Source organism: Arthrobacter sp. 10L424 (assembly GCF_056395325.1).
This window is the reverse complement of record NZ_JBFTJH010000004.1, coordinates 1-25,522: the sequence shown is the minus strand read 5'-3', so window position 1 is coordinate 25,522 and position 25,522 is coordinate 1. Positions and strand designations below refer to the sequence as shown.

23 protein-coding genes are annotated in these 25,522 nt (G+C 68.4%); 8 read left to right on the top strand and 15 right to left on the bottom strand.

Annotation, left to right across the window (positions count from 1 at the left end):
• Window positions 1-161 precede the first annotated feature (161 nt).
• Window positions 162-926: a CPBP family intramembrane glutamic endopeptidase gene (locus tag AC1DC5_RS09835; protein ID WP_441405579.1), complete on the bottom strand. Its 765-nt coding sequence runs from the start codon at window positions 924-926 to the stop codon at window positions 162-164.
• A gap of 77 nt (window positions 927-1,003) precedes the next feature.
• Here AC1DC5_RS09835 and AC1DC5_RS09830 point away from each other — a divergent pair, with 77 nt between their 5' ends.
• Window positions 1,004-1,684, top strand: a complete 681-nt coding sequence (locus AC1DC5_RS09830) for a histidine phosphatase family protein (protein ID WP_441405580.1) — start codon at window positions 1,004-1,006, stop codon at window positions 1,682-1,684.
• Between the two features lie 74 nt (window positions 1,685-1,758).
• Here AC1DC5_RS09830 and hutI read toward each other — a convergent pair whose 3' ends face one another.
• The 4 genes from hutI to tdh form a co-directional block, all read right to left on the bottom strand.
• Complete coding sequence (gene hutI, locus AC1DC5_RS09825) at window positions 1,759-2,967, bottom strand: imidazolonepropionase (protein WP_441405581.1); 1,209 nt, start codon at window positions 2,965-2,967, stop codon at window positions 1,759-1,761.
• An 11-nt stretch (window positions 2,968-2,978) separates the two neighbouring features.
• The gene (locus tag AC1DC5_RS09820; protein WP_441405582.1) at window positions 2,979-4,103 is read right to left on the bottom strand and encodes an NAD(P)/FAD-dependent oxidoreductase; all 1,125 of its coding nucleotides are present in this window, start codon (window positions 4,101-4,103) and stop codon (window positions 2,979-2,981) included.
• 245 nt (window positions 4,104-4,348) lie between these two features.
• Entirely contained in the window at window positions 4,349-5,560 is a 1,212-nt protein-coding gene (locus AC1DC5_RS09815) for a glycine C-acetyltransferase (RefSeq protein ID WP_476865016.1), read from the bottom strand.
• 47 nt (window positions 5,561-5,607) lie between these two features.
• Window positions 5,608-6,654, bottom strand: coding sequence for an L-threonine 3-dehydrogenase (gene tdh / locus AC1DC5_RS09810; RefSeq protein WP_441405584.1), 1,047 nt, complete (start codon window positions 6,652-6,654; stop codon window positions 5,608-5,610).
• A 145-nt stretch (window positions 6,655-6,799) separates the two neighbouring features.
• On the opposite strand from tdh, the gene AC1DC5_RS09805 reads away from it, so the two are divergent.
• Window positions 6,800-7,705 (top strand): LysR family transcriptional regulator, encoded by a 906-nt coding sequence (locus AC1DC5_RS09805; protein WP_441405585.1) that lies wholly within the window; start codon window positions 6,800-6,802, stop codon window positions 7,703-7,705.
• A 97-nt stretch (window positions 7,706-7,802) separates the two neighbouring features.
• On the opposite strand, the gene gatB is transcribed toward AC1DC5_RS09805, so the two are convergent.
• The 4 genes from gatB to AC1DC5_RS09785 all read right to left on the bottom strand — a co-directional run bounded on the left by gatB (window position 7,803) and on the right by AC1DC5_RS09785 (window position 12,902).
• Complete coding sequence (gene gatB, locus AC1DC5_RS09800; RefSeq protein WP_476865015.1) at window positions 7,803-9,308, bottom strand: Asp-tRNA(Asn)/Glu-tRNA(Gln) amidotransferase subunit GatB; 1,506 nt, start codon at window positions 9,306-9,308, stop codon at window positions 7,803-7,805.
• Window positions 9,308-10,876: an Asp-tRNA(Asn)/Glu-tRNA(Gln) amidotransferase subunit GatA gene (gene gatA, locus AC1DC5_RS09795; protein WP_476865014.1), complete on the bottom strand. Its 1,569-nt coding sequence runs from the start codon at window positions 10,874-10,876 to the stop codon at window positions 9,308-9,310. The genes gatB and gatA overlap by 1 nt, the downstream gene beginning before the upstream one ends.
• A 4-nt stretch (window positions 10,877-10,880) precedes the next feature.
• Window positions 10,881-11,177: an Asp-tRNA(Asn)/Glu-tRNA(Gln) amidotransferase subunit GatC gene (gatC, locus tag AC1DC5_RS09790; RefSeq protein WP_056432749.1), complete on the bottom strand. Its 297-nt coding sequence runs from the start codon at window positions 11,175-11,177 to the stop codon at window positions 10,881-10,883.
• A gap of 297 nt (window positions 11,178-11,474) precedes the next feature.
• Window positions 11,475-12,902, bottom strand: coding sequence for a CitMHS family transporter (locus AC1DC5_RS09785; protein ID WP_476865013.1), 1,428 nt, complete (start codon window positions 12,900-12,902; stop codon window positions 11,475-11,477).
• A 159-nt stretch (window positions 12,903-13,061) separates the two neighbouring features.
• Between AC1DC5_RS09785 and AC1DC5_RS09780 the strand changes: the two genes are divergently transcribed.
• On the top strand, window positions 13,062-14,816 hold the full coding sequence (locus tag AC1DC5_RS09780; RefSeq protein WP_476865012.1) for a sensor histidine kinase: 1,755 nt from the start codon (window positions 13,062-13,064) through the stop codon (window positions 14,814-14,816).
• The gene (locus AC1DC5_RS09775) at window positions 14,809-15,480 is read left to right on the top strand and encodes a response regulator (protein WP_441405589.1); all 672 of its coding nucleotides are present in this window, start codon (window positions 14,809-14,811) and stop codon (window positions 15,478-15,480) included. Before AC1DC5_RS09780 ends, AC1DC5_RS09775 begins: the two co-directional genes overlap by 8 nt.
• A gap of 79 nt (window positions 15,481-15,559) precedes the next feature.
• On the opposite strand, the gene AC1DC5_RS09770 is transcribed toward AC1DC5_RS09775, so the two are convergent.
• The 3 genes from AC1DC5_RS09770 to AC1DC5_RS09760 all read right to left on the bottom strand — a co-directional run bounded on the left by AC1DC5_RS09770 (window position 15,560) and on the right by AC1DC5_RS09760 (window position 17,339).
• A complete protein-coding gene (locus tag AC1DC5_RS09770; protein WP_441405590.1) occupies window positions 15,560-15,943 on the bottom strand; it encodes a RidA family protein in 384 nt (127 codons plus the stop codon).
• 264 nt (window positions 15,944-16,207) lie between these two features.
• Window positions 16,208-16,729: a hypothetical protein gene (locus AC1DC5_RS09765; protein WP_476865011.1), complete on the bottom strand. Its 522-nt coding sequence runs from the start codon at window positions 16,727-16,729 to the stop codon at window positions 16,208-16,210.
• Window positions 16,730-16,835: 106 nt separating this feature from the next.
• Complete coding sequence (locus AC1DC5_RS09760) at window positions 16,836-17,339, bottom strand: GNAT family N-acetyltransferase (protein WP_476865010.1); 504 nt, start codon at window positions 17,337-17,339, stop codon at window positions 16,836-16,838.
• 498 nt (window positions 17,340-17,837) lie between these two features.
• Between AC1DC5_RS09760 and AC1DC5_RS09755 the strand changes: the two genes are divergently transcribed.
• The 4 genes from AC1DC5_RS09755 to AC1DC5_RS09740 are packed head-to-tail and all read left to right on the top strand — an operon-like array spanning window position 17,838 to window position 21,985.
• Complete coding sequence (locus AC1DC5_RS09755; RefSeq protein ID WP_476865009.1) at window positions 17,838-18,977, top strand: ABC transporter substrate-binding protein; 1,140 nt, start codon at window positions 17,838-17,840, stop codon at window positions 18,975-18,977.
• Window positions 18,974-19,882: an ABC transporter permease gene (locus tag AC1DC5_RS09750; RefSeq protein ID WP_476865008.1), complete on the top strand. Its 909-nt coding sequence runs from the start codon at window positions 18,974-18,976 to the stop codon at window positions 19,880-19,882. The genes AC1DC5_RS09755 and AC1DC5_RS09750 overlap by 4 nt, the downstream gene beginning before the upstream one ends.
• A complete protein-coding gene (locus tag AC1DC5_RS09745; RefSeq protein ID WP_476865007.1) occupies window positions 19,858-20,622 on the top strand; it encodes an ABC transporter ATP-binding protein in 765 nt (254 codons plus the stop codon). Before AC1DC5_RS09750 ends, AC1DC5_RS09745 begins: the two co-directional genes overlap by 25 nt.
• 10 nt (window positions 20,623-20,632) lie before the next feature.
• Complete coding sequence (locus tag AC1DC5_RS09740) at window positions 20,633-21,985, top strand: LLM class flavin-dependent oxidoreductase (protein WP_476865006.1); 1,353 nt, start codon at window positions 20,633-20,635, stop codon at window positions 21,983-21,985.
• 34 nt (window positions 21,986-22,019) lie between these two features.
• Here the strand turns inward: AC1DC5_RS09740 and AC1DC5_RS09735 are convergent, their stop codons facing one another.
• From AC1DC5_RS09735 to AC1DC5_RS09725, 3 genes are all read right to left on the bottom strand, one after another.
• A complete protein-coding gene (locus tag AC1DC5_RS09735) occupies window positions 22,020-22,859 on the bottom strand; it encodes an inositol monophosphatase family protein (protein ID WP_476865005.1) in 840 nt (279 codons plus the stop codon).
• Entirely contained in the window at window positions 22,856-25,150 is a 2,295-nt protein-coding gene (gene ligA, locus AC1DC5_RS09730) for an NAD-dependent DNA ligase LigA (protein ID WP_476865004.1), read from the bottom strand. The genes AC1DC5_RS09735 and ligA overlap by 4 nt, the downstream gene beginning before the upstream one ends.
• A 132-nt stretch (window positions 25,151-25,282) precedes the next feature.
• Window positions 25,283-25,522: hypothetical protein (locus AC1DC5_RS09725; RefSeq protein ID WP_441405599.1), on the bottom strand; the 240-nt coding region annotated here is incomplete at its 5' end.

Here is a 25,522-nt window from a genome sequence, read left to right as displayed (position 1 = left end):
CGTCACCCACCGATGACGGCCGAAATACTTTAACGCCAATACAGAAACGGCGCACCGGCGGCCCGGCCGGCTCTGAAAGGCGACGCGGGGTCACTTCGCGCCCGTCCAGTGCCTCCGGATGGGCTCGAAGTGACTCCGCGTTGCTTTGTGTTGGTGCGCACTCAGCCCAGGCCGATGGCCTTGCCAAAGAGGCTGAAGCCGACGAATGCCACGATGTCCAGGACGGCGTGGGCGATCACGAGCGGCATCAGCCGGCGGGTTTTGGTGTAGACCACGGCGAAGATGACGCCCATGATGGCATTGCCGATGAACGGGCCGAACCCCTGGTACAGGTGGTAGCTGCCCCGCAGCATGGCGCTGGCGAAGATGGCCGCAGGCACGGACCAGCCGAGCTTCCCGAGCCGGTCCAGCAGGTAGCCCACCACGATCACTTCCTCCACGATCCCGTGCCGGATCGCGGAGAGGACCAGCACCGGCACCGTCCACCAGTAGGCGTCCAGCGCGCTGGGAATGATCGCCGTCGTGATGCCGAGCGCGCGGCCGGCGGCGTAGAGGCCCAGCGACGGGATGCCGATCAGCGCCGCCAGGCCGAAGCCCTGCAGCAGGTCCCTGCCGGGCCGGTTGAAGTTGAGGCCCAGTCTCTGGAAGGCCGTGATGCCGTGGCCGGACGGCCGGTTTTCCGTCAGGAAATAGATCACGAGGACCACGGGGACCAGGGCGAAGATGATGTCCAGCAGCTGGTAGGTGAGGTCGAAGTACTCGCGGCTGCTTTGCGAGCGGTTCAGCGTGGAGGTCCCCTCGGCGAGCGGCGCCCTGGTCATCTTGTCCAGCAGCTGCACCACCGAATACACGGCCGACTGTCCCAGGGACAAGCCCAGGACAATCCACATTTCAAGCCGCAGCCGGCGGCGGGAGGGAACCAACATGGTTACATCTTGCCTGCAGTTGCCGGTAGTTGCCTGAATCGGGGCCGCGACGCTGCCGGGCCCTATGCTTGGGGTTTATGAGTGCGCCCGGGAAAATCATTCTGATCCGGCATGGCCAGTCCGCCGCCAACGCCGACACTTCCATCTACAACCGGGTGCCCGATTACCGGATTCCGCTGACCGAACTCGGTGTGGAACAGGCCCGGGCAGCCGGTGAACAGGTCCGGCGGCTGCTGGACGGCCAGCAGGCCTGCGTGTATGTCTCCCCTTACCTTCGGGCCTACCAGACCCTGGAGGCCCTCAACCTCGGTCCGCTGATCGAGCGGGTCATCGAGGAGCCGCGGCTGCGGGAGCAGGACTGGGCGAATTTCCAGATCGCCGGCGAGATCGAGGACCAGAAGGAGCTCCGCAACGCCTACGGCCACTTCTTCTACCGCTTCCGGGAGGGCGAATCCGGCTCGGACGTCTACGACCGGGTCTCCTCATTTATGGAAACCCTGTACCGCCACTGGTCCAGGCCGGACTACGCCCCCAACGCGCTGTTCGTCACCCACGGGCTCACCATGCGGCTGTTCTGCATGCGCTGGTTCCACTGGTCCGTGGAGTACTTCGAGTCCCTCAACAACCCGGACAATGCCGAGGTCCGGAGCCTCCTGCGGACCGAGCTGGGCAAGTATGAGCTGGACAAACCCTTCAGCCAGTGGGTGGAGCGCCGCGTCGACGAAACGGTGCTCGACGCCCCGCCGATGTATTTCTAACTAACGAAACTGACTCGCAGCAGGGGCTGTTTTGAGCGTCCAAAACAGCCCCTGCTGCGAGTCAGTTGGGTGGGTCAGCGGGCGCGGACCCCCGCGCGCCAGACGGCGTGGGTCAGCGGAATGCCGGGCCGGTAGGCCAGGTGCGTGGCCGAGGGCGCGTTGAGCAGGTGCAGGTCCGCGCGGTGTCCGACGGCGATCGAGCCGACGGCGCGTTCCCCGTCGGCGTCGTTCCCTGACTCCCGGCCGAGCGCCAGCGCGCCGCCGTAGGTCGCGGCGCGCACCGCCTCGTGGACGCTCAGGCGCATCTGGAGCACGGCGGTGGTGACGCAGAAGGCCATCGAGCTGGTGTAGGAGGTACCCGGGTTGCAGTTGGAGGCCAGGGCAAGCTGCACGCCGGCGTCGAGCAGTTCCCGGCCCGGCGCCAGCGGCTGGCGGGTGGACAGGTCACATGCCGGCAGGCACGTCGCCACGGTGCCGCGCCCGTCACCGGACGCGGCGTCCCAGCCGGACCAGCTGGCGGCGAGGGCGTCGACGTCGGCGACGGACAGGTAGTTCACGTGGTCCACGCTCGCGGCACCGAATTCCACGGCGAGCCGCACGCCGGGGCCTTCGCCGAGCTGGTTGCCGTGCACGCGCAGGCCCAGCCCGGCGTCGCGGCAGGCCTGGAGCACGCGCCGGGACTGGTCCTCATCGAAGGCGCCCCGCTCGCAGAAGACGTCGGCCCAGTGCACGAACGGCCGGACGGCCGAGAGCATGGGGCCGCAGACCAGGTCCGTGTATTCCTCGGCGTCCATCCCGGCGGGCACGAGGTGCGCGCCGAGGTAGGTGACCTCGTCCGCCACGGTGGAGGCGATCCGGGCGCTGCGGGCCTCGTTCTCCACATCCAGGCCGTACCCGGTCTTGGTTTCGAGGTAGGTGGTGCCCTGCGAGACGGCTTCCGCGACCCGGCCCATCGCGAGCCGGGTGAGGTCGAAGTCGCTGGTGCTCCGGGTGGCGCCGGTGGTCACGGCGATTCCGCCGGCGCTGTAGCTCTCCCCCGCCATCCGGGCCTCGAACTCGCCGGTCCGGTCGCCGGCGAAGATCAGGTGGGTGTGCGAGTCGACCCAGCCCGGCAGCAGGGCCCGGCCCCCGGCGTCGACGGCGTCGTCGGCGGCCGGCGCGTCCGCCGCGGAGCCAAGCCACGAGATCCGTTCGCCCTCGATGACCACCGCCGCGTTCTTCAGGACCCGGTGGTCCGCGTCCTGGGTCATCAGCTCGGCAATGTTGGTAATGAGGGTGCTCATGAGTCCATTCTTCAGCGTCGGATGGACCAGCGTGTCGCCGCCAGCGCTTCCACTGTCCGGGATGCCGGACCGGCTGCTTGGGCCCCGCCCGGAACCGCAGAGGCTCCCTGGCCTGCGAGGACGAGTTCCGCGGCCAGTTCGGCGATGCCGGAGGACGTCTGGAAGCCGTAGCCACCCTGGCCGGCGAGCCAGAAGAATCCGGGGGCTTCGGCGTCGAACCCCACCACCGGGATACCGTCGGCCGCTTCCGTCCGCAGCCCGGTCCAGGCCTGGCGGACGCCGCGGATGCCGAGGGTGGTGAGGGTGTTGAGCCGGGCGATCAGCGCCTCGATGTCGCCCGGGTGCGGCTGCGCATCCTCGGGCCCGCTCGGTTCATGCTCCGACGGCGAGATGAGGACCTGTTCGCCGTCTCGCCGGAAATAGAAGCTGTCATCGGCGGCGGCCACCATTGGGCTGTTTTGCGGAAGGGGATGCTCGACGTCGACAATCGCCGCGGTGCGCCGGTACGGCTGCAGCTGGACTTTCTCTACGCCGCTGAGCACGGCGAGTTCGTCGGCCCAGGCACCGGCGGCGTTGACCACGACGGCGGCCTGGAAGCCTTCCTGCCCGGCACCGAGTTCCCAGCCTGAGCCGAGGCGCTGGGCCGAGTGGACCCTGGCGCCGGTGATGATGTCCACGCCGCCCTCCTGCGCACGCCGGCGGTGGTCCTCCAGCAGCACGGGGGCGTTGCAGGCGAAGGAACCGGTGTCCAGGCCGGCGGCGGAGAAGGAATCCGGGGCCAGGGCCGGGCAGAGTTCCAGGGCCTCGGCGTGGGTGATGGGCCGCATGTGGCCGCTGGCCTGCTCCTGGACGGCGGCGTCGTCGCCGATCAGCATAAAGCTGCGCGGTGAGAGCACCGGTTCCGGCCGGCCGGCGTCCTGCCCCGCGATCAGTTCCAGGGTGCGGAGGGTGAGCTCCTGGACCACCGGAGGCCCGTAGCTGGGGATCAGCTGCCGGGCCGAGCGCGCAGACGTGTGGTACGCCAGTGTCTGCTCGGCTTCCACCAGCGCAACGCTGCACTTTCCGGCAAGGGCAGAGGCAAGGGACAGGCCGGCGATACCGCCGCCGACAATCACGACATCGTAATGGGCTGACATGGTTCCATCCTTGCAGATGTCGCGTCAGCCCACGCCGAGGCGTGCGCCCGGGCGCCCTGCGTTCCGGACCGGGACATGCCCTTCCCTGGCCGCGGCCATTGGACATAGTGGCACTATGTCCAGTCCTCGCTGCCAGGACTGGGCATGTCCCGCGGACCAGCAAGAGGAGGAACCCGGGATGAACCAGCAAGGCCGGCCCAGGCCGGACCCCGTGCTGAGCTGGGGTCCGGCCTCGGGGATCCGTCCTAGGCTGCTGCCACCGCGGCGCGGCTGCGCACGAAAGCCTGCACGCAGGACTCGACGTCGTCGGCGCTGTGCGCGGCGGAGAGCTGGACGCGGATCCGCGCCGCGCCCTTGGGGACCACCGGGTAGCTGAACGCGGTCACGAAGACCCCGTGGTGCAGCATGGCGTCCGCCACCTTGGCGGCCATGACGGCGTCGCCGAACATCACCGGGACGATCGCGTGCTCGCCCGGAAGCAGCTCGAAGCCCTCCTCGGACATGCGGTTCCGGAAGAGTTCTGCGTTGGCGAAGAGCTTGCTGCGCAGTTCGCCGGAGTTCTCCACGAGGTCCAGGGCCTTGAGCGTGGCCGCGACGATGGCCGGGGCCAGCGAGTTGGAGAACAGGTAAGGGCGGGCCTTCTGCCGGAGCATGGCCACGACTTCGCGGCGGCCGGAGACGTAGCCGCCGGATGCGCCGCCAAGGGCCTTGCCGAAGGTGCCGGTGTAGATGTCCACGCGGTCGGAGACGCCGGCGTGCTCCGGGGTTCCCGCGCCGGTGCCGCCCATGAAGCCGACGGCGTGGGAATCATCCACCATGACCATGGCGTCGTACTTTTCCGCGAGGTCGCAGATGGCTTCCAGCGGGGCCAGGAAGCCGTCCATCGAGAACACGCCGTCCGTGACGATGATCTTGCGGCGGGCCGGATTCTCCTGCGTGGTGGCCTCGATCAGCTTGGCTTCGAGGTCCGCCATGTCCTGGTTGGCGTAGCGGAAGCGCTGGGCCTTGCAGAGCCGGATGCCGTCAATGATCGAGGCGTGGTTCAGCGCGTCGGAGATGACGGCATCTTCCGGGCCGAAGAGCGATTCGAACACGCCGCCGTTGGCGTCGAAGCAGCTGGAGAACAGGATGGTGTCCTCGGTGCCGAGGAACTTGGAGACGCGTTCCTCGAGCGCCAGGTGCAGGTCCTGGGTGCCGCAGATGAAACGGACACTGGCCATGCCGAAGCCACGCTCGTCCATCGCGGCCTTGGCGGCGGCGATGATCTCCGGGTGGTCCGCGAGGCCCAGGTAGTTGTTGGCGCAGAAGTTCAACACGTCCGCGCTGGACTCGCCGATCTGGCCGGCTTTGATGTGGTTGGCCTGGGGCGAGTCAATGTGCCGCTCGGTCTTGAACAGGCCGGCGCTGCGGATCCCGTCCAGTTCGTTCTGCAACTGGTCCTTGATGGCTGAATACATGGGTTGTGCTCCTCAGCTGGTGGGTCGGTGGGCCGAAACGGTGGCGGTTAGAAGCAGGTCCAGTCGAGGACCACCTTGCCGCCGACACCGGCGCGGGCAATCTCGAAGCCCTTCTCCCAGTCGGTGGCGGGAAGGGTGTCCGTCACGACCGCGGAGATGTTGGCGTGCAGTACCGGGTTGGAGGACAGCATGGCGCTCATGGCGTACCAGGTTTCGAACATTTCGCGGCCGTAGATGCCCTTCATGGTCAGCATGTGCGTGACCACCTTGCCCCAGTCGATGTCGATGGACTGGCTGGGCAGTCCCAGCATCGCGATCCGGCCGCCGTGGTTCATGTTGTCGATCATCTCAGGCAGTGCCGTGGGGTGTCCCGACATTTCCATGCCGATGTCAAAGCCCTCGCGCATGCCCAGTTCGCGCTGGGCGTCCTTGACGCGCATCTTCGAGACGTCGATGGCGAGGTCGACGCCGAGCTTCCGGGCCAGTTCCAGCCGCGGGGCGGAGACGTCGGTGATGGCGATCTTGCGGGCGCCGGCGTGGCGGGCGACGGCGATCGCCATCAGCCCGATGGGCCCGGCGCCGGTGATCAGCACGTCCTCGCCGACGAGCGGGAAGCTGAGCGCGGTGTGCACGGCATTGCCGAAGGGGTCGAAGATGGCACCGAGTTCCGGGGTGACCGAGGCGTCGGTGTGGACCCAGACGTTGGTTTCGGGGATCACCACGAACTCGGCGAAGGCGCCGTCGCGCTGGACCCCGACGCTGACGGTGTTGATGCACATCTGCTTGCGCCCGGCGCGGCAGTTGCGGCAGATGCCGCAGACGATGTGGCCTTCGCCGGAGACGCGGTCCCCGATCTTGACGTCGAGGACATCCTCGCCGACCTCGACCACCTCGCCGTAGAACTCGTGCCCGGCGATCAGCGGGGCGTTGATGATGCCCTGCGCCCAGGCGTCCCAGGACTGGATGTGCAGGTCGGTGCCGCAGATGCCGGTGGTCATGACGCGGATCTTGACGTCGCCGGCGCCGGTTTCAGGCTCCGGGCGGTCGACGAGTTCGAATCCTGCGTGGGCACCGGCCTTGTAGAGAGCCTTCATGGGCCTTCCTAACTTCTGGGACACTCTGCCGTGGAGGCAGATGGTGTGGGACAACTCACCCATTAGACCCGTACGGAAAGCGTTAGCACAACCGTATTTTTCTCAATCGACGATTTAGCTTTTCCTTGCGCATAGACTGGGCGGCATGGAAATCCATCAGCTTGAGATGCTCCGCGAACTGGGGGCCCTCGGCAGCGTCAAGGCCGTCGCCGAAACCCTGCTGGTCACGCCGTCGGCGGTGTCGCAGCAGCTGGCCGCGCTGCAGAAGTCGGTGGAGGTCCCGCTGACCCGCAAGGAGGGCCGCAACCTCGTCCTGACGGAGGCCGGCCAGGTGCTCGCGGATGCCGGGGCCGCCGTCGTGTCCGCCATGGCGGACGCCCGGACGGCGATCGGCGCGTACCACGGCTCCCCGGTGGCGCCGGTGACGCTGAGCGGCTTCCACAGCGCGGGGCAGGCCTTGTTCGCGCCGCTCGCGCGGCTCCTGGCCGGTCCCGGGCAGCCGCGGATCCTGCTCTCCGACGAGGACGTGGCGCAGCAGGACTTTCCGGCGCTGACGGCCCGGTATGACCTGGTGCTGGCGCACCGGATGGACCACAGCCCGCGCTGGCCGGAGGAACGCGTCGCGGTGATCCCGCTTGCGCACGAGCCGCTGGACGTCGCGCTGCCGGCGGGGCACCGGCTGGCGGGCCAGCGGGCGGTGACGGCTGACGACGTCGTCGGCGAACCCTGGGTGACCAGCCGCACCGGGTACTCCCCCGCGGACGTGCTCTCCGCCGTGGCGGCCGTCTCCAGCCGGGAACTGAACATCGTGCACCGGATCAACGACTACTCCACGGTGGCCGCGCTGGTGGCGACGGGGAGCGTAATCGGGCTGCTGCCGCGGTACACGGCGCGGCCGGTCCTGAACCCGGACATTGTGCTGAGGCCGCTCGAAGGCATCAGCACCCGGCGCCGGATCGACGTCCTGGCCCGTCCAGAGAACCTCAAACGCACCTCGGTCATGATGGTCTGCGACGCGCTGCAGACCATCATGACGGAACTGGTCACCTGATCCGGACCGTTAACCCACGCAGCCCGCAACAGGGCCGTTTTGAGGGTTCAAAACGGCCCTGCTGCGGGCCAGTTTGGGCTGGGCGTTAGCCTTCGACCTAACCTTCGACGCCGAGGCGCTCCAGGATCAGTTCCTTGACGCGGCCGGCGTCGGCCTGGCCGCGGGTGGCCTTCATGACAGCGCCGACGATCGCGCCGATGGCCTGGAGCTTGCCGGCACGGATCTTGTCGGCCACACCGGGCTGCGCGGCGAGGGCCGCGTCGATGGCTTCGAGCAGGGGGCCGTCGTCGGAGACCACGGCAAGGCCGCGCTTCGCCACGATTTCCGCCGGCGTGCCTTCGCCGGCGAGGACGCCGTCGAGGACCCCGGTGGCCATCTTGTTGTTGATCTTGCCGTCCTCGACCATCTTGTTCAGCTCCACGATGGTGGCCGGGGCGACGCCGAGCTGGCCGGGGTCGACGTCGGCGTTCTTGGCGCGTCCGACGATCTCGCCCATCCACCATTTGCGGGCCACCGTTGCGGTGGCGCCGGCGGCGATGGTTTCCTCGATCTCGTCCATGACGCCGGCGTTGACGACGTCGCGGAATTCCAGGTCGGAGTAGCCCCAGTCGGCCTGCAGGCGCTTGCGGCGGGCGGCCGGCGGCTCAGGCAGCGTGGCGCGGAGTTCCTCGACCCACTCTCGGGACGCGGTGATCGGCACCAAGTCCGGCTCCGGGAAGTAGCGGTAGTCGTCGGCGTCGGACTTGGGCCGGCCCGACGTCGTGGAGCGGGTGTCCTCGTGCCAGTGGCGGGTTTCCTGGATGACCGGCTCGCCGGATTCGAGCACGGCGGCGTGCCGCCGGATCTCGTAGTGGACGGCGTGCTCGACGGCGCGCAGCGAGTTGACGTTCTTCGTCTCGGAGCGGATGCCGAAGCGTTCGCGGCCGTGCGGGCGGAGCGAAACGTTGGCGTCGCAGCGCACGTTGCCGCGTTCCATCTTGGCGTCCGAGACGCCGAGGTTCTTGACGATCTCGCGGACTGCGGCCACGTAGGCCTTCGCGAGCTCCGGCGCGCGGCTGCCGGCGCCCTCGATCGGCTTGGTGACGATCTCGACCAGCGGTACACCGGAGCGGTTGTAGTCCACGAGAGAGTAGTCCGCACCCTGGATGCGACCGGCGGCGCCGCCCATGTGGGTCAGCTTGCCGGCGTCCTCCTCCATGTGGGCGCGTTCGATTTCGACGCGGAACACCGTGCCGTCGGAGAGCTCGATGTCGAGGTAACCGTCGTACGCGATGGGCTCGTCGTACTGCGAGGTCTGGAAGTTCTTCGGGGTGTCCGGGTAGAAGTAGTTCTTCCGGGCGAAGCGGCAGGTCTCGGCGATCTTGCAGTTGAGCGCCAGGCCGATCTTGATCGAGGACTCGATCGCGGTCTTGTTCACCACGGGCAGGACGCCGGGCATGCCGAGGTCCACCTCGTTGACGTTGGTGTTGGGCTCGTCGCCGAACACGTTCGGCGCGGAGGAGAACATCTTGGTCTTGGTGTTGAGCTCCACGTGGACCTCAAAGCCCAGGACGGGATCGTACTTCTCCATCGCCTCTTCGAAGCTGAGGGTTGCGTCAGTCATTAGTGGGAACCTCCGTGGCTCGAAGCGGCAGCGTCAGTAAGGGATGAGCCCGTCAACGAGGGGGCCTTGTCGAGCAGGGGGCCGCCCCACTGCGCCTCGAGCAGGGATTCGAGCACCGCACCGACCCGGTACAGCCGGGCGTCCTGGCGGGCCGGGGCCAGCAGCTGGACGCCGACCGGCAGCCCGTCCTCGTCGGCCAGGCCGCCGGGCAGGGACAGCCCCGGGACGCCGGCCATGTTGGCGGGGATGGTGGCGACGTCGTTGAGGTACATCGCCAGCGGGTCGTTAAGCTTCTCGCCGAGCTTGAACGCCGTCGTGGGCGCCGTCGGGGAGATCAGCACGTCGGCCTTGGCGAACGCGGCGTCGAAGTCGCGCTGGATCAGGGTGCGCACCTTCTGGGCCGAGCCGTAGTAGGCGTCGTAGTAGCCGGCGCTCAGCGCGTAGGTGCCCAGGATGATGCGGCGCTTGACCTCGTCGCCGAAGCCGGCGGCGCGAGTGGCGGCCATGACGCGTTCAATCGTCATCGGGCCGTCTTCGGGCAGGACCCGCAGGCCGAACCGGACGCCGTCGAACTTGGCCAGGTTGGAGGAGGCCTCGGACGGCATGATCAGGTAGTAGGCGCCCAGGGCGTACTTGAAGTTGGGGCAGGAAACCTCGACGATTTCGGCGCCGGCGTCCTTGAGCAGCTCGAGGGATTCGTTGAAGCGGTTCTCGACGCCGGCCTGGTAGCCCTCGCCGTGGAGTTCCTTGATGATGCCGATCTTCATGCCGTGCACGTTGCCGATCGACGCGGCGGCCACGAGGTCCTCCAGCGGGTCCGGCAGCGACGTGGAGTCGTGGGGATCGTGCCCGCCGATGACCTGGTGCAGCAGGGCGGAGTCCAGCACGGTGCGGGAGACCGGGCCGATCTGGTCCAGCGAGGAGGCCATGGCGATGGCGCCGTAGCGGGAGACGCCGCCGTAGGTGGGCTTGACGCCGACAGTGCCGGTGACGGCGCCGGGCTGACGGATGGAGCCGCCGGTGTCGGTGCCGAGGGCCAGCGGGGCTTCGAAGGCCGCGACGGCGGCGGCGGAACCGCCGCCGGAGCCGCCGGGGATGCGGTCCAGGTCCCAGGGGTTGTGGGTGGGGCCGAAGGCGGAGTGCTCGGTGGAGGAGCCCATCGCGAATTCGTCCAGGTTGGTCTTGCCCAGGATCGGCATCTTCGCGGCGCGGAGGCGCTTGACCACGGTGGCGTCGTAGGGGCTGTGCCAGCCTTCGAGGATCTTCGAGCCGGCCGTGGTGGGCTGGCCGACGGTGACGATCAGGTCCTTGACGGCGATCGGCACACCGGCGAGGGCATGCAGCTCCTCGGCAGCGGCGCCGCCGGCGGCGCGGATCGCGTCCACCTCGGCGGCGACGGCGAGCGCCTCTTCCGTGTTGACATGCAGGAAGGCGTTGACCTTGCCGTCGACGGCGGCGATGCGGTCCAGGTGCGCCTGGGTGACCTCGACGGCGGTGACCTCGCGGGCGGCGAGCTTGCCGGCGAGCGCTGCGGCGGAGGAGCGGATCAGTTCGTTGTTTTCAGTCATGTTCTTAGCCCTCATCCAGGATTGCCGGGACCTTGAAGCGGCCTTCGTACGCATCGGGGGCGCCGGAGAGTGCCTGCTCGGCCGTGAAAGTGTGGCCCACAACGTCCTCGCGGAACACATTCGTCAGCGGAATCGGGTGGGACGTGGCCGGGACGTCATCACCGGCGGCTTCACTGACGGACTTCACTGAATCGACGATGACGGCGAGTTCGCCGGCCATCCGGTCCAGCTCTTCAGCACTCATCTCGATGTGCGCGAGACGCGCGAGATGCGCGACGTCGTCGCGGTTGATCGCAGCCATGGATCTCCCCTGCAAGTTCGGATTATTTTCCGTCCCAGTCTACGTGGGTTGAGCTGCTGTTACTTCCCGGCTGATCGCCGGCTGTGGTTGCCTTTTCGGCGCCAGGCCGGACGATCCTCCGCGTGCTCGCTCGTCCCTCGCTTAGACGCACGCTTCCGGATGTCCGTCCCGTCGCCGATGTGCCTTGCTCACCTTCGGCGGCCGCGGACTTCACCACCACAAACGACGAGACTGTCGGGTCCGGAAAACTCCGAACCCAACAGTCTCGATGTTTGTTCTTGTGGTGCTGTTGGTTGGTCAGCCGATGCCGATGGCTCCGGTCAGGACGCCTACTCCCAGCATGACCAGGGAGATGACGGCGGTGCGCCAGAGGACCTTTTTGTGGTGGTCGCCCAGGTCCACCTTGGCGAGGGACACCAGGAGCAGGATCGCCGGGACCAGCGGGCTCTGCAGGTGGAAGGGCTGGCCGGTGATCGAGGCGCGGGCCATGTCCACTGCGCTGATGCCGTAGTGGCCGGCCGTCTCGCTGAGCACCGGGAGGACACCGAAGTAGAAGGCGTCGTTGCTCATAAAGAACGTCATCGGGATGCTGAGCACGCCGGTAATGACTGCCATGAACGGACCCATGTCGGAGGGGATGATCGCGACGAGCCATTCGGACATGGCCTTGACCATGCCGGTGCCGTTCAGGACGCCGGTGAGGACGGCGGCGGCCATGACCATGCTGACGACGGCGACGATCGACGGTGCGTGGGCGATCAGCTGGGCGCCCTGGTCCTTGACGTTGGGGAAGTTGACCAGCAGGGCGATGGCGGCGCCGACCATAAAGACGAACGGAAGCGGAATGATGTTGGCGATGAGCGTCACCATGACTGCAACCGTCAGGCCGAGGTTGAACCAGAACAGCTTGGGACGCAGCGTGGCGCGGTTGGGGTCCAGTGCGGTGTCTGCCATGGCGGAATCGCGGTCATCGACGAGCACTTCGGTGCGTTCCAGGACAGCCACCGAGCCGTTGCCGGCGGGGGTTCCGCCGGAGGGACGGGTGCTCTTGCTGCTGCCACCGGTGCCGCCGTCGAACTCAACGCCTTCGGCCCAGATTTCCGGGGCCACGGCGCGGAGCCGGTTGCGTTCCTGCAGGCCCAGGAGCCAGGAGAAGACGAACACTACGACCAGGCCCGCAATGAGGGACGGGATCATGGGGACAAAGACATCGTTGACGTCGAGCTTGAGCGCCGTTGCGGCACGGGCGGTGGGGCCGCCCCAGGGGAGGATGTTCATGGTGCCGTTGGCCAGGCCGGCGACGCAGGTGAGGACCACGGGGCTCATCTTGAGGCGCAGGTAGACGGGCAGCATGGCCGCGGTGGTGAGGATGAAGGTGGTGGAGCCGTCGCCGTCGAGCGAGACGGCGGCGGCGAGGATGGCCGTGCCGAGGACCACCTTGGCGGGGTCGTTGCCGAGTTTGCGCAGGATGAACCGGACCAGGGGGTCAAAGAGCCCGACGTCGATCATCAGGCCGAAGTAGATGATGGCGAACATCAGCAGGGCCGCCGTGGACGTCATCGACTTCATGGAGTCCATGACCATGGGGCCGATGCCGAGGCCTGCGCCGGCGAAGAGTCCGAAGACTGTGGGGACGATGATGAGCGCCAGCACTGGCGTCAGCTTCTTGGTCATGATCAGCACCATGAATACCGCGATCATGGCGAATCCTAGTAATACCAGCACGGCCGGCTCCTTCTTCATTGAATCGCACCACCCCGGTGTGATGCGTACTACAGACGTTAGAGTGGCGCGCGTCACGGCTGGGTCTTTGCCTCATTTGATTGGCATACTGCTTATTGGACGCATTTTGCGCATTCTGCTCACAACCGAAGGAGGACCGCCGTGGCACGGTTGACCGGCCAGCGCTTAGCCGGACGGGCTCCTCTGCGCTTCTCCACCCAGACCGTGCTGCTCCAGCTGGGGGTCGTGGCGCTGGTGGTGCTCCTGACGAGCGCTGTCCACGTCTGGCTCACTTACGACCGGCTGGGCCGCGAGGCGGAGAACCAGGCCCTGACGCTGGCCCGGACGGTGGCCTCGGACCCCAACGTACGGGCTGAAGTCCAGCAGATCAGCGCCCTGCCCGGCACTCCCCCGGCCGCCGAACTGCTGGGCGGGCCGCTGATGTCTGCCGCCGAGGGCGCCCGCACCCGCACCGGCGCCCTCTTTGTGGTTATCACCGACGAGACCGGCCTGCGCCTGGCCCACCCCGACGCCGAACGGCTGGGCGAGCGGGTCAGCACGGACCCGTCCGAGGCCCTGGCCGGCAAGGAAGTCACCACCCGGAACACCGGAACCCTCGGCCCGTCTGCCGGCGCCAAGGTCCCGGTGTTCGCCCCGGGCGCGGACACCGTGGTGGGCGAGGTCAGCGTGGGCTACTCCACCGAGACCATCGGCCAGAGCCTGGCCCGGGACGTCGTTCCGATCGTCGTGACCGCCGCCGGCGCCCTGCTGGTGGGCGTGTTCGCCTCCTTCCTGCTCCGGCGGCGGCTCCAGCGGCTGACGCTGGGGCTGGAGCCGGAGGAAATCAGCACCCTGGTCCACGACCAGGTGGCGGTCCTGCAGGGCGTCGACGACGGCGTGGTCGGCGTCGCCGCTGACGGCAGGATCAGCGTGTTCAACGCCGCCGCGCAACGGCTGCTGGACCAACCCGACCTCACCGGAACACCATGGGCTGACGCGCCGGTTCCGGCGCAACTGCTCGCCCTCACCCGGGCCGACGCCGCGGAAGGCGACGCGGTGGAACTCGTCGCCGGCGGCCGCGTGCTGGTGGCGAGCGCCCGCAAGGCCCTGCACGGCCGCGAGGACCTCGGCTGGGTGGTGATGCTGCGGGACCGGACCGAACTCCAGCAGCTGACCCGCCAACTCGATGCCGTGGGGACCATGTCCACCGCGCTCCGGGCCCAGCGGCACGAGTTCGCCAACCAGCTCCACACCATCGCCGGCTTTATGAGCATCGGCCAGCACCAGCAGGCCCGCGACTACCTGGCACGGCTCGCAGCCACCGGGCCGCTGAAGTTCCCGGTGGACCAGGCCGAGCTGCTCCAGGACCCGTACCTGCAGGCCTTCCTCGGCGCCAAGGGCGTGGAAGCGGACGAACGCGGCGTGACGCTGCGGCTGGGCCCGGAAACCCTGGTCCGCGGCCAGGTCACCGAACCGCAGGAAGTCACCACTGTCCTCGGCAACCTGATCGACAACGCCGTGAACGCCGCCGTCGCGGGTTCCGCGCCGGACCGCTGGGTCGAGGTGGAGGTGCTCGACGGGCCTGGCACCGGAGCCGACGGCGGCACGCTGCATATCGTCGTCGGGGATTCCGGCGACGGACTGCCGGCCGCTGACGCGGGCAGTGACGCCGACGTGGTGTTCGAGGAAGGCTTCACCACCTCGGAACGCCCGGTCCGGGCGGGAGCCGGCCACGGCCTGGGACTGGCGCTGGCACGCCAGCTGGCGCGCCGCCGCGGAGGGGACGTGCGGGTGCTGGACCCGGGCTCCCCCGGGGGCCCGGGCGCGGTGTTCATGGCGACCCTGCCGGGGACGACGGCGGCCTATGGCCCGGAGTCCAGAGAAACGAAGCCCACTGAAAGGGACAACGATGTCTGAGGACCTCCGTGTGTTGATTGTCGATGACGATTTCCACGTGGCCAAGCTGCACGCGGCCTATGTGGACTCGGTGGCGGGCTTCCTGGCGCTGCCCCCGGCAGGATCGGCCTCGCTGGCGCTCCAGGCCATCCACAGCCTGCGCCCGGACCTGGTGCTGCTGGATGTCTACCTGCCGGACGCGTCGGGCCTGGACCTGCTGCACCAGCTGGACGTGGACACGATGATCCTGAGCGCCGCCGCGGACACGGCCTCCCTCCGGCTCGCGTTCCGGCGCGGCGCGCTGGGCTACCTGCTGAAGCCGTTCACGGCCGAGTCGCTGTCCCAGCTGCTGCGCTCCTATGCGCGCTACCGGCGGATCCTGGCCCAGCCGGGGAACGTCACCCAGGAGACGGTGGAGCGGGCCAAGCGAGCGCTCATCCCAGGGGATGTCATCGCCTCGGCCAAGCCCCGGTCCGCCACAGAGGCCGCGGTGCTGGAATCGCTGGAACCGGGCGAGCAGTATTCCGCGGCCGAGGTGGCCACCCGCGTGGGCGTTTCCCGGGCCACCGCCCAGCGGTACCTCTCAGCGCTGGCCGACGACGGCGCCGTCGACATCCAGCTGCGCTACGGCACCACCGGGCGGCCCGAGCACCGCTACGGGCTGCCGGCGTCCGCCGGCGTCTGACCGCTAGTACAAGCAACGCAGGGTCACTTCCGGCCCATCCGGGGCCCCGGGACGGACCGTAAGTGACCCCGCGTTGGTGTTAGCTGGCGCTCTTCTGGGCGACGAGCTCGATCTCGACCAGCATCTTGGGATCCAGGAACGGGAGCACGTGGACCAGTGCCAGGGTGGGGCGGATCTCGCCGAAGACTTCGCCGTGGGCGCGTCCGGCTTCCTCCCACTGGCTGATGTCCGTCAGGTACAGCTTGGACTGCACGACGTCCGCGTAGCCGAAGCCGGCGTCGGCCAGGACGGTGCCAAGCTTGTCCAGGATGAAGCGGGTCTGGGTGTAGAAGTCCGCACCCACGATGCCGTCCTCGCCGCTGGCGGCGGTGGCGGAGATGTATAGCGTGTTGTCCACCTGGACCGCCCGGGAGTAGCCGACCTTCTGTTCCCAGACGGAACCGGTGCCGAATGTCTTGCGCATGGAAGTGCCTTTCGCAGTGTGGCGTGGGAGTCGGCACCACTTTAGGGCGGCAGGAGCTGCGGCCGGTAAACCGGCGGAAATGTGTCGGGCGGGCCGGGTTATTGCCGGGCTGCGCGCCCGCCGCAGGCTCTCCACTTTGGGGGCCGCTGCGCTCCGGGGGCACATTGGCGCGGACACACCGTCAACTACAGCGCCGACGTCGAAAATGGCGCCCAAAGTGCCCTCGGACGGTCCCTGCACGTCAGAGGACGAGGGTTTTGACGGTCAGCCGCCGATGTCCCGGTTCTTGCGAAAGGCGTTGCTGCGGGCGTGCTCGTGGACGCGGGTGAGGGCCTCGATCTGGGACCGGGCGTCCTCGCCGAGGGCGGCGAAGGTGGCCGGGTCGAGTCCCAGTTCAGGGGCCAGCTCCTCCAGGGTCTGCCAGCCGCCGAGCTTTCCCAGGATCGCGGCGCGCATCAGTTCGGACTCCAGCACCATGGTCATCGGGGACCGGCGGATGATGCGGCCGTTGAGCTTGAGCCGCCCGGCGTGCTCGGCCAGCCAGGCCGCGGCCTGGCGGTGCGGGCGCTGCCGGACGCCCAGATCGTGGATGAGGCCGAGGAGTATGTCCCGTTCCCTGGTGACTTCCGCGCTGACCCTGGAGAGTTCGGCGGACACCGGGGTGTCGGCGAAAGCCTCGGCCATCCGCTGGATCCGGGAGACGCCGGCGGTGGCGCCGGTCAGGTGGTCGGAGAGGTACAAGCCGAGGAGTTTACCGTCGATTGAGGCCGGGATTTGCGGTGCCATGGATCCTCCAGAATGCCTTCGCCAAAAGCGCTTCGATTGACCAAAACCCTACACGGCCACGGGTACGTTCCCGCGGGTGCTGCCTTAGCGCGGCTGGAGCCCGGTGTTAGAGCTCCTGGCGGTACACCAGGAGTTTGATGTCCGTGTCCGGCACGACCCAGTCGCGTTCCGGGGCCCGCTGGAAACCGGTCTTCCGGTAGAGCCCGTGGGCGCTTTCCCAGGTCAGGCCCGTGGTCAATGCCACGGCGCTGATCCCGGGCAACGACCGGGCATGGTCCAGGATGGCGTGCACCATGGCCTTCCCGGCACCGCTGCGCTGGACGTCGGGGTCCACTACGAGCATCCGGAATTCCAGCTCATCGCCCTGCGCGATGTCCGCATAGGGTTCGCCGGCCACGGCCAGGGTCACGGAGCCGACGATCCGGCCCTCGCGTTCGGCCACCCAGATGGTGGCGTTGGCTGCCCGGCGGGCCACGTCCTGGATCTGCCGCATGTACGGGTGGTCGGCGCTCGCAAAGTAGCCCGCGGCCAGGTAGGCGTCCCGGGTGATGCGCGCGATGGAGTCGAAGTCAGCCGGAACGGCGGGGCGAATGAGGATCTGCGGATGCACCTGTCCATGTTACGGGCGGGCGCGGCGGCCCGGCCCCGGAACGGGCGTTTCCGTGACTGAACTATCAGAACGGCGCCCTTGACCCCCCGTTGCGAATCGTTGCCCCAATGTGGCGCCCGATGGCGCCACATGGCCCGATGTTGCCCGTCGTTTCCTGCCGTTGCTCCGGACGTCCGGAATGCTGGCGCGGCCCCGTCGGGCTGTGGTTGATTGTCTTCACCGAGCAATCCACCGCGACGCCAAGGAGGAAACATGACGCAGATCCTGCCACTTGACATCACAGCCTGGCCCGTCATCCGCTCCCGGCCGTCCCTTGCGACGTCCCTGTTCCTCATGCGGCACGCCAGCGCCATCTGTCGCTGACAAGCCCCCAGGACGTGCGCGCATTCCGCAGCACTCCCCCGCCAGCCTGACCCGGTCCATGCCCGTCCCGCCATGCCCCTGCCCCGCCATGCCCGGATCCGGGGCTGTGGCACCGACAAAACGCGAAAGGCCCTTATGACTCCGCATGCCCAGCCTTCCCACCGCCCGCAGAACCGACGAAGTCCCGCCGCCCGCACCGGCTGGGCCGCTGCGTTCGCCATCCCGCTGCTGCTCGCGGTCAGTGCCTGCAGCGGCCAGGCCAACGCTGCGGGAGGGGCGGACAGCGCGCCGTTGACGGCGCCCCTAGCCGACACTGTGCCGGCCGGAACGGAGCTCGTCGTCGGCGATCCCGCCACAAAAGTGGCCCTGGAGCTGTCCGGTGAGATCGACAAGTTCACGTTCCCGGTGAAGTTCGCCAACCTGTCCGGCGGTCCGCAGACCACCGAGGCGTTCCGCGCCAACGCCCTCGACGTCGGGGCAGTCGCCGACATCCCGCCGATCCACGCCACCTGGACCGGCCTGGACGTGAAGATCGTCGCCAGCAAGTACCGCGTCGATGCCGTGAACTTCCCGCTCTACGAGCTCGGCATCGCCCCCGGGGCCGGCATCAGGGAACTCTCCGATCTCCGCGGCAAGAAGATCGCCTACAGTCCCGGCCAGGCCCAGGGCGCCCTGGTGCTCCGGATCCTGGCGAAGGCCGGCCTCAAGCAAAGCGACGTCAAGCTGGTCGAACTGCCCAGCACGGGCGACGCCTACCCAACGGCGCTGGCGGCCAAACAGGTCGACGCGGCCCCGCTCGGCGGGGTGTCCATCAAGCGGTACCAGAACAAGTACGGCCCCGACGGCGGGACCACCCTCCGACACGGGCTGCGCGACGACCCTTCCCATCTCTACGCGCCGGTGAAAGTACTCCAGGATCCGGCCAAGGCCGCTGCCCTGCGTGAATACGTCCAGCACTGGGGCGTGGCGCAGCGCTGGATCGAGGACCACCCCAGGGAATGGCTTGAGGGCTACTACATCAAGGACCAGGGCCTCGCCGCCGGCGACGGCCAGTACCTGATCGACAGCAACGGCAAGGCGGACCTCCCGCTGTCCTGGACCGAGGCGATCGCACGCCACCAGGAGACCATCGACCTGCTCTCCCGGGAGCAGAAGAAACCCGAGCTGGACGCCCGCAACCTCTACGATCTTCGCTTCGAGGCAATCGGCGGCACCGCCTTCGCCGGGGCCGCCGCAACAGCCGGGGCCGCCGCAACGGCCGGGGCCAAGCCATGAGCGCGGCCACTCTCGCCGCGCAGCGGACGCTCGCGGCAGGAGCAGGAGCAGGCGAAGGACCGGACGGCACGTCCGGCGGGTCCGCCGGCACCCCGCCCGGACCGCCGCCTCCGGACCTCCGGCCGCGTGCCCGGCGGCTCGGCCCGGGTCCCCGCCGCCGCTTCGCCACCCTGCTGGGTCCGGTTCTCCTGCTGGCGGCGTGGTTCGCTGCCTCCGCCACCGGGCTGCTGGATACCCGGGTTCTGTCCGAGCCGTGGACCGTCGTCGCCACGGCGGGCGACCTGCTGGCCGAGGGAAAGCTGCAGGAGCACCTGGGGATTTCCGCCCAGCGGGCCGGGCTGGGCCTTGGATTCGGGATAGTGCTCGGTGTGGTGCTGGCGCTTGCGGCCGGGCTCAGCCGCGCCGGTGAAGCCCTGATTGACGGACCCGTCCAGATCAAACGGGCCATCCCGTCGCTGGCGCTCCTGCCGCTGCTGATCCTGTGGTTCGGCATCGACGAAACCATGAAGGTCTTCACCATCACCCTGGGCGTCTTCGTCCCCATCTATCTCCAGACGCACGCCGGACTGCGCAGCATCGAAACCAAGTACGTGGAGCTTGCCCAGACCGTCCGGCTCAGCCGCTTGACCTTCATCCGCAAAGTGGTCCTGCCCGGCGCCCTCCCGGGATTCTTCCTCGGCCTGCGCTTCGCCGTCACCGGCGCCTGGGTTTCCCTGGTGGTAGTGGAACAAATCAATTCAACCAGCGGCATCGGCTACATGATGGAGCTCGCGCGCACCTACGGCCAGACGAACATCATCGTCCTCGGCCTCGCCGTCTATGGCATCCTCGGGCTGCTCTCCGACGGCGCAGTCCAACTCCTGCAGAGAAAGGCATTGTCATGGCAACGCACACTGTCCGACTGAGTCCGGTCCGGGTCCGCGGACTCGTCCGGGGTTACGGGCCCAAGGGGGTCCTGAACGGCGTCGACCTGGACATCGCCCCCGGCGAGTTCGTCGCATTGCTGGGTCCCAGCGGCTGCGGGAAGAGCACGCTGCTGCGGGCGCTGGCGGGACTGGACCACGCCGTCAGCGGCAGCGGCACCGTGGAAGTGCCGGAAAAAGTCTCTGTCGTCTTCCAGGACTCCCGGCTGCTGCCCTGGGACTCCGTGCTCGGCAATGTCACGCTGGGGCTCAAGGATCACGACGCCGAACAGCGCGGCCGCCGCGCCCTTGCCGAGGTGGGACTCGCCGGCCGCGAAAAAGCCTGGCCACACGAGCTCTCGGGCGGCGAGCAACAGCGGGTCGCACTGGCACGGTCCCTCGTCAGGGACCCGGAACTGCTCCTTGCCGACGAGCCCTTCGGCGCCTTGGACGCCCTGACCAGGCTCAAGATGCACAGCCTCCTGGCCGAACTTGTCAGCGTCCACCAGCCCGCCGTCCTGCTGGTCACCCATGACGTGGAGGAAGCTATCGCACTGGCGGACCGCATCGTTGTCCTGGACCGCGGACAGGTCGCGGTGGAACGCCGCGTCGCCTCCGGATCCAACCGCTCACCGTATGACCCGGGCTTCGCCCAGCTCCACTCGGAGCTATTGGAAGCCCTGGGCGTCAAGCACCACAAGGCCGCCGCGGCCACCCTCGCCCAGCCGAACGCGACACATTAAGGACACCCCCATGAGCAACTCCGAACGCACGCTCCACCTGAACGCCTTCCTGATGAGCACCGGGCACCATGAGGCCTCCTGGCGGCTGCCGGAAAGCAACCCGCACTCGAGCACGGACGTCCGCCACTACCAGAATCTGGCCCGGATCGCGGAGCGGGGCACCTTCGACTCCGTGTTCTTCGCCGATTCCCCGGTGATCTACGGAAATGTGGGACGCCGCCCGGTTGGCAAGCTGGAACCGACAGTGCTTTTGACGGCCCTCGCCGCGGCCACGGAGAAGATCGGCCTGATCGCCACGGCTTCCACCACCTACAACGACCCGTTCAACCTCGCCCGCCGTTTCGCCTCGGTGGACTTCGTCAGCGGCGGCCGGGCCGGCTGGAACGTCGTCACCACCGCAGGTCCGGATGCCGCCCGGAATTTCGGGATCGAAGACCAGCCCTCGCACGCCTCCCGCTACGAGCGCGCCGCGGAGTTCCTGGATGTCGCGGGCAAGCTCTGGGACAGCTGGGACGACGATGCCGTGCTGGCCGACAAGGCCGCCGGGGTCTGGGCCGATTCGGACCGGGTCCGGGCGATCGAGCACGAGGGCAAGCATTTCAAGGTCAAGGGCCCGCTCAACGTTCCCCGGTCCCCGCAGGGTTATCCTTTGATCGTCCAGGCCGGCTCCTCCGAGGACGGCAAAGACCTCGCGGCCCGCTACGCCGAGGCCGTCTTCACGGCCCAACAGACCCTGGAGGATGCACAACGCTTCTATGCGGACCTGAAGGCGCGCACCGCGGCCGCGGGACGGGATCCGAAGGGGATCAAGATCCTGCCCGGCATTGTCCCGGTCATCGCCTCCACGGAGGCGGAAGCCAAGCGCCTGGAACAGGATCTGGATGACCTCATCAAGCCGGAGTATGCGCGGATCGAACTCGCGCGGACCTTGCGCGTGAGGCCTGAAGATCTGCCGCTGGACCGGCAGCTTCCGGCCGATCTTCCGGACGAGGACACGATCGAAGGGGCCAAGAGCCGTTACACGCTGATCGTGGAACTCGCCCGGCGGGAGCGGTTGACGGTCCGGCAGCTGATCGGCCGGCTCGGCGGCGGCCGCGGGCACCGGACCTTCTCCGGAACGCCGGAGCAGGTGGCCGACGCGATCCAGTTGTGGTTCGAGAACGGCGCAGCCGACGGCTTCAACATTATGCCGGCCGTGCTTCCGTCCGGCCTGGAAACCTTCGTGGACCAGGTGGTGCCCGTACTCCGGCGCCGCGGGCTGTTCCGCACGGGCTATACCGGGAACACGCTGCGCGAGCACTACGGACTGGAACGGCCCCTGAACCGTTACTCGGGCGCCCTCGCAGGGTCCGTCCGGGCCTGACAGGCCCGGGGCAGGGGCAGGGGCAGGATCGGGGTCAGAGTGGGAACTTGCCGGAGAGCTCCAGTGTCCCGGCGCAGGTCCAGGCCGCGAGCCGTTCGTCGTCGGAGGGGCCGCCGGCCAGCGGGCTGGTCAGCCGCGGACGGCGGACCCAGCAGCCGGCCTCCTCGGCGATCAGGGCTCCGGCGGCGAAGTCGTGTTCGTTGAGTCCCCGTTCACCGTAGGCGTCATGGGTTCCGTCCGCCACGAGGCAAAGGTCCAGGGCGGCGGAGCCGAGGCGGCGGACGTCGGCGAACCCGTCCATAAGGCCGCCCAGAATGGCCGCCTGTTCCGCCCGGACGTCCGGGTCGTAGCTGAAGCCGGTGGCCAGGATCTGCCCGGTGCGCCCGGCGACGGGTCCGAAGAGCTGCGTCCGCCGGCCGCCCTCCTCGAGCCACGCCCCTTGCCCGCGCAGGGCGTAGTACCTCCGGCCCAGGGCCGGGGCGTCGACGACGCCGGCCAGCCAGACGCCGTCGGGGTCCGCCACAGCCACGGAGGTGCCGTAGTAGACGATGTTGCGGATGAAGTTGGTGGTGCCGTCCAGCGGGTCGATGGACCAGCGGTATCCGCTGGGCGACGCGGGAAGGACGGTGCCGCCTTCCTCCCCGGTGATGGTGTCGTCCGGCCGCGCCCCGGTGATGACGTCCCGGACGGCGGTTTCCGCGGCGAGGTCGAAGGCTGTGACCCAGTCACCGGAATCCCCCTTGTTGCTGACGTCCAGCTCGGCCGTGTTCCGGCCGGCCAGAACTGCCGCGCCCGCTGCCGCCGCCCGTTGCGCGAGGTCCAGCAGCACCGCCGGCAGGGAGCCGGCGGATCCGACCGGGGCGTCGGCGCTCATTCGGCCACGGCTTCCCGGTGGTCCTCTTCGGAGTCCTCCCGCGCGCCGTCGCCGGCGCCCGCGTCGCCGGACTCTGAGTCCCCCGGTTCTTCAGAACCGCCGCTGCCGGCGTCCGCCGGGCCGTTGGCCAGCAGCGCACGGAAGCCGTCCTCGTCCAGGACCGGCACGCCGAGCTGTTCGGCCTTGTCCAGCTTGGTGCCCGCGTTCTCGCCGGCCACCACGTAGCTGGTGTTCTTCGAGACCGAACCGGCCGCCTTGCCGCCGCGGATCAGGATGGCTTCCTTGGCCTCGTCGCGGCTGAAGCCCTCCATGCTGCCGGTCACCACGATGGTCAGTCCTTCCAGAGTCCGCGGCATGGATTCGTCGCGTTCGTCCTCCATCCGGACGCCGTCGGCCGCCCAGGTGTCCACGATCTCGCGGTGCCAGTCCTCGGTGAACCATTCGGTCAGGGCCGCCGCGATCACAGGGCCGACGCCGTCGACGTGGGCGAGTTGCTCTTCGGAGGCTTTCCGGATCCCGTCCATGCTCCCGAACGCCGTCGCGAGCGCGCGGGAAGCCCGCGGGCCCACATGCCGGATGGACAGTGCCACGAGCACGCGCCAGAGCGGCTGGGCCTTGGCTTTCTCCAGTTCGCGGAACAGCTTGTCGGTGGTGGCAGTGGGCTTGGACGGCGTCTTGGCGGTGCCCTTGCTGTAGAAGTACGGGACCAGCTCGAACTCGCCGGTGGCCACGCCCTTGGACCGCTTTTCGCGCCGGATCCGGACGTCGGCGAGGTCCTCGGGGGTCAGCCGGAACAGGTTCGCCTCCGTGGTCAGCGGCGCGGTTTCGGGTTCGGCCGGCTGGGTCAGGGCGATCGCGGCTTCCCAGCCCAGGGCCTCGATGTCGAAAGCGCCGCGGCTGGCAACGTGGAAGACGCGTTCGCGCAGCTGGGCCGGGCAGGACCGCGAATTGGGGCAGCGGATGTCCACGTCCCCCTCTTTTCCCGGGGCGAGCGGAGTCCCGCAGGACGGGCACTCAGTGGGCATGACAAAATCCCGCACCGGCGGGTCCTGCTGGTCCCGGAGCGCAAGCACCGGGCCCACGATCTCCGGGATGACGTCCCCGGCTTTCCGGAGCACCACGATGTCGCCGATTTTCACGCCCTTGGCTTTGACCACGTCCTGGTTGTGCAGGGTGGCCATGCCTACGGTGGAGCCGGCCACCTTGACCGGTTCCATGATGCCGAAGGGGGTGACCCGGCCGGTGCGGCCCACGTTGACTGCGATGTCCAGCAGCTTGGTGTGCACTTCCTCCGGCGGGTACTTGTAGGCCACAGCCCAGCGCGGCACCCTCGAGGTGTACCCGAGTGCGCGCTGGGTGGCGAAGTCGTCCACTTTGACCACAATGCCGTCGATCTCGTGGGTGAGGCTGTGCCGTTTGTCGCCGTAGCGTTTGATGAAGTCGAGCACTTCCTTGAGGCTGCCGAGAACCTCGAAGTACGGGCTGGTGGGGAGGCCCCACTCGGCGAGCTGGCGGTAGGTGTCCGACTGGCTGACGGTGCTGAGCCCCTCGCGGGCGCCGATGCCGTGGACGTACATCTTCAGCGGGCGCTTGGCGGTTTCCGCGGGGTCCTTCTGGCGCAGCGAGCCGGCGGCGGCGTTGCGGGGGTTGGCCAGGGGCGCCTTGCCGGCCTCGATCAGGGCCTCGTTGAATTCGGCAAAGGCCTTGGAGGGAATGAACACCTCGCCACGGACCTCCATCTCGGCCGGATAGTTTCCGCCGGTCAGCTGCTGCGGGATCTCCTTGATGGTCAGCACATTGTGGGTGATGTCCTCGCCGGTGTAGCCGTCGCCGCGGGTGGCGGCCCGGACCAGGACGCCGTCGCGGTACAGCAGGTTCACGGCCAGGCCGTCGATCTTGAGTTCGGTAAGCCAGGCGGGTGTGCCGTTGCCGAGTTTGGTGATGTTGGCTTCGGCCTTGGCGACCCACGCCTCCAGTTCCTCGAGGGAGAAAACGTCCTCCAGGCTGTACATGCGCTGCAGATGTTCGACGGCGGCAAAGGCGGCGGATACTTCGCCGCCCACCTCCTGGGTCGGGGAGTCGTTGGCCACGAGCTCGGGATGCATGGCCTCGATCGTCTCCAGCCGCCGGTAGAGTTCGTCGAACTCGGCGTCGGAGATGATCGGCGCGTCCTCCTGGTAGTACGCGAAGCGGTGCTTGCGGACGTCCTCGACGAGGACCTCGTATTCTTCGCGCACGGCCTCGGAGGGCGTTTGAGTGTCGGCTTCTGCTGCAGTGTTCCCTGTGCTCACAGACCTATCCTGCCTTACATCGCCGACATTGTCCGGTCCGGATTACCGGGCGCGGGGCTGCCCAAAAGGAGGGCTTAAGCCGGCAGGGCCCGGACGCTGCTGCGTCCGGGCCCTGCGGGAAAGAACCGTGGCTTAGCGCGAAGCGCTTTCCTGCTCGGTGGCGTTGCGGCTGGCCTGCTTGCCGGCCTCCTGCAGCGCCTGGGAAACCTTGGCCAGGGCGGCAACGTGCTGGCCGTTCCATTCGCTGCGGAACTTGTCGGCGTCCGGGCCCTTCCAGTCGGTGCCCTCGAGCACCTTGGTCAGCAGCGACCTCTGCTTGTCGATCTCGGACGAACCGGCCTGCAGCTTGGTCCCAAGAGTCTTGAGCTGAGC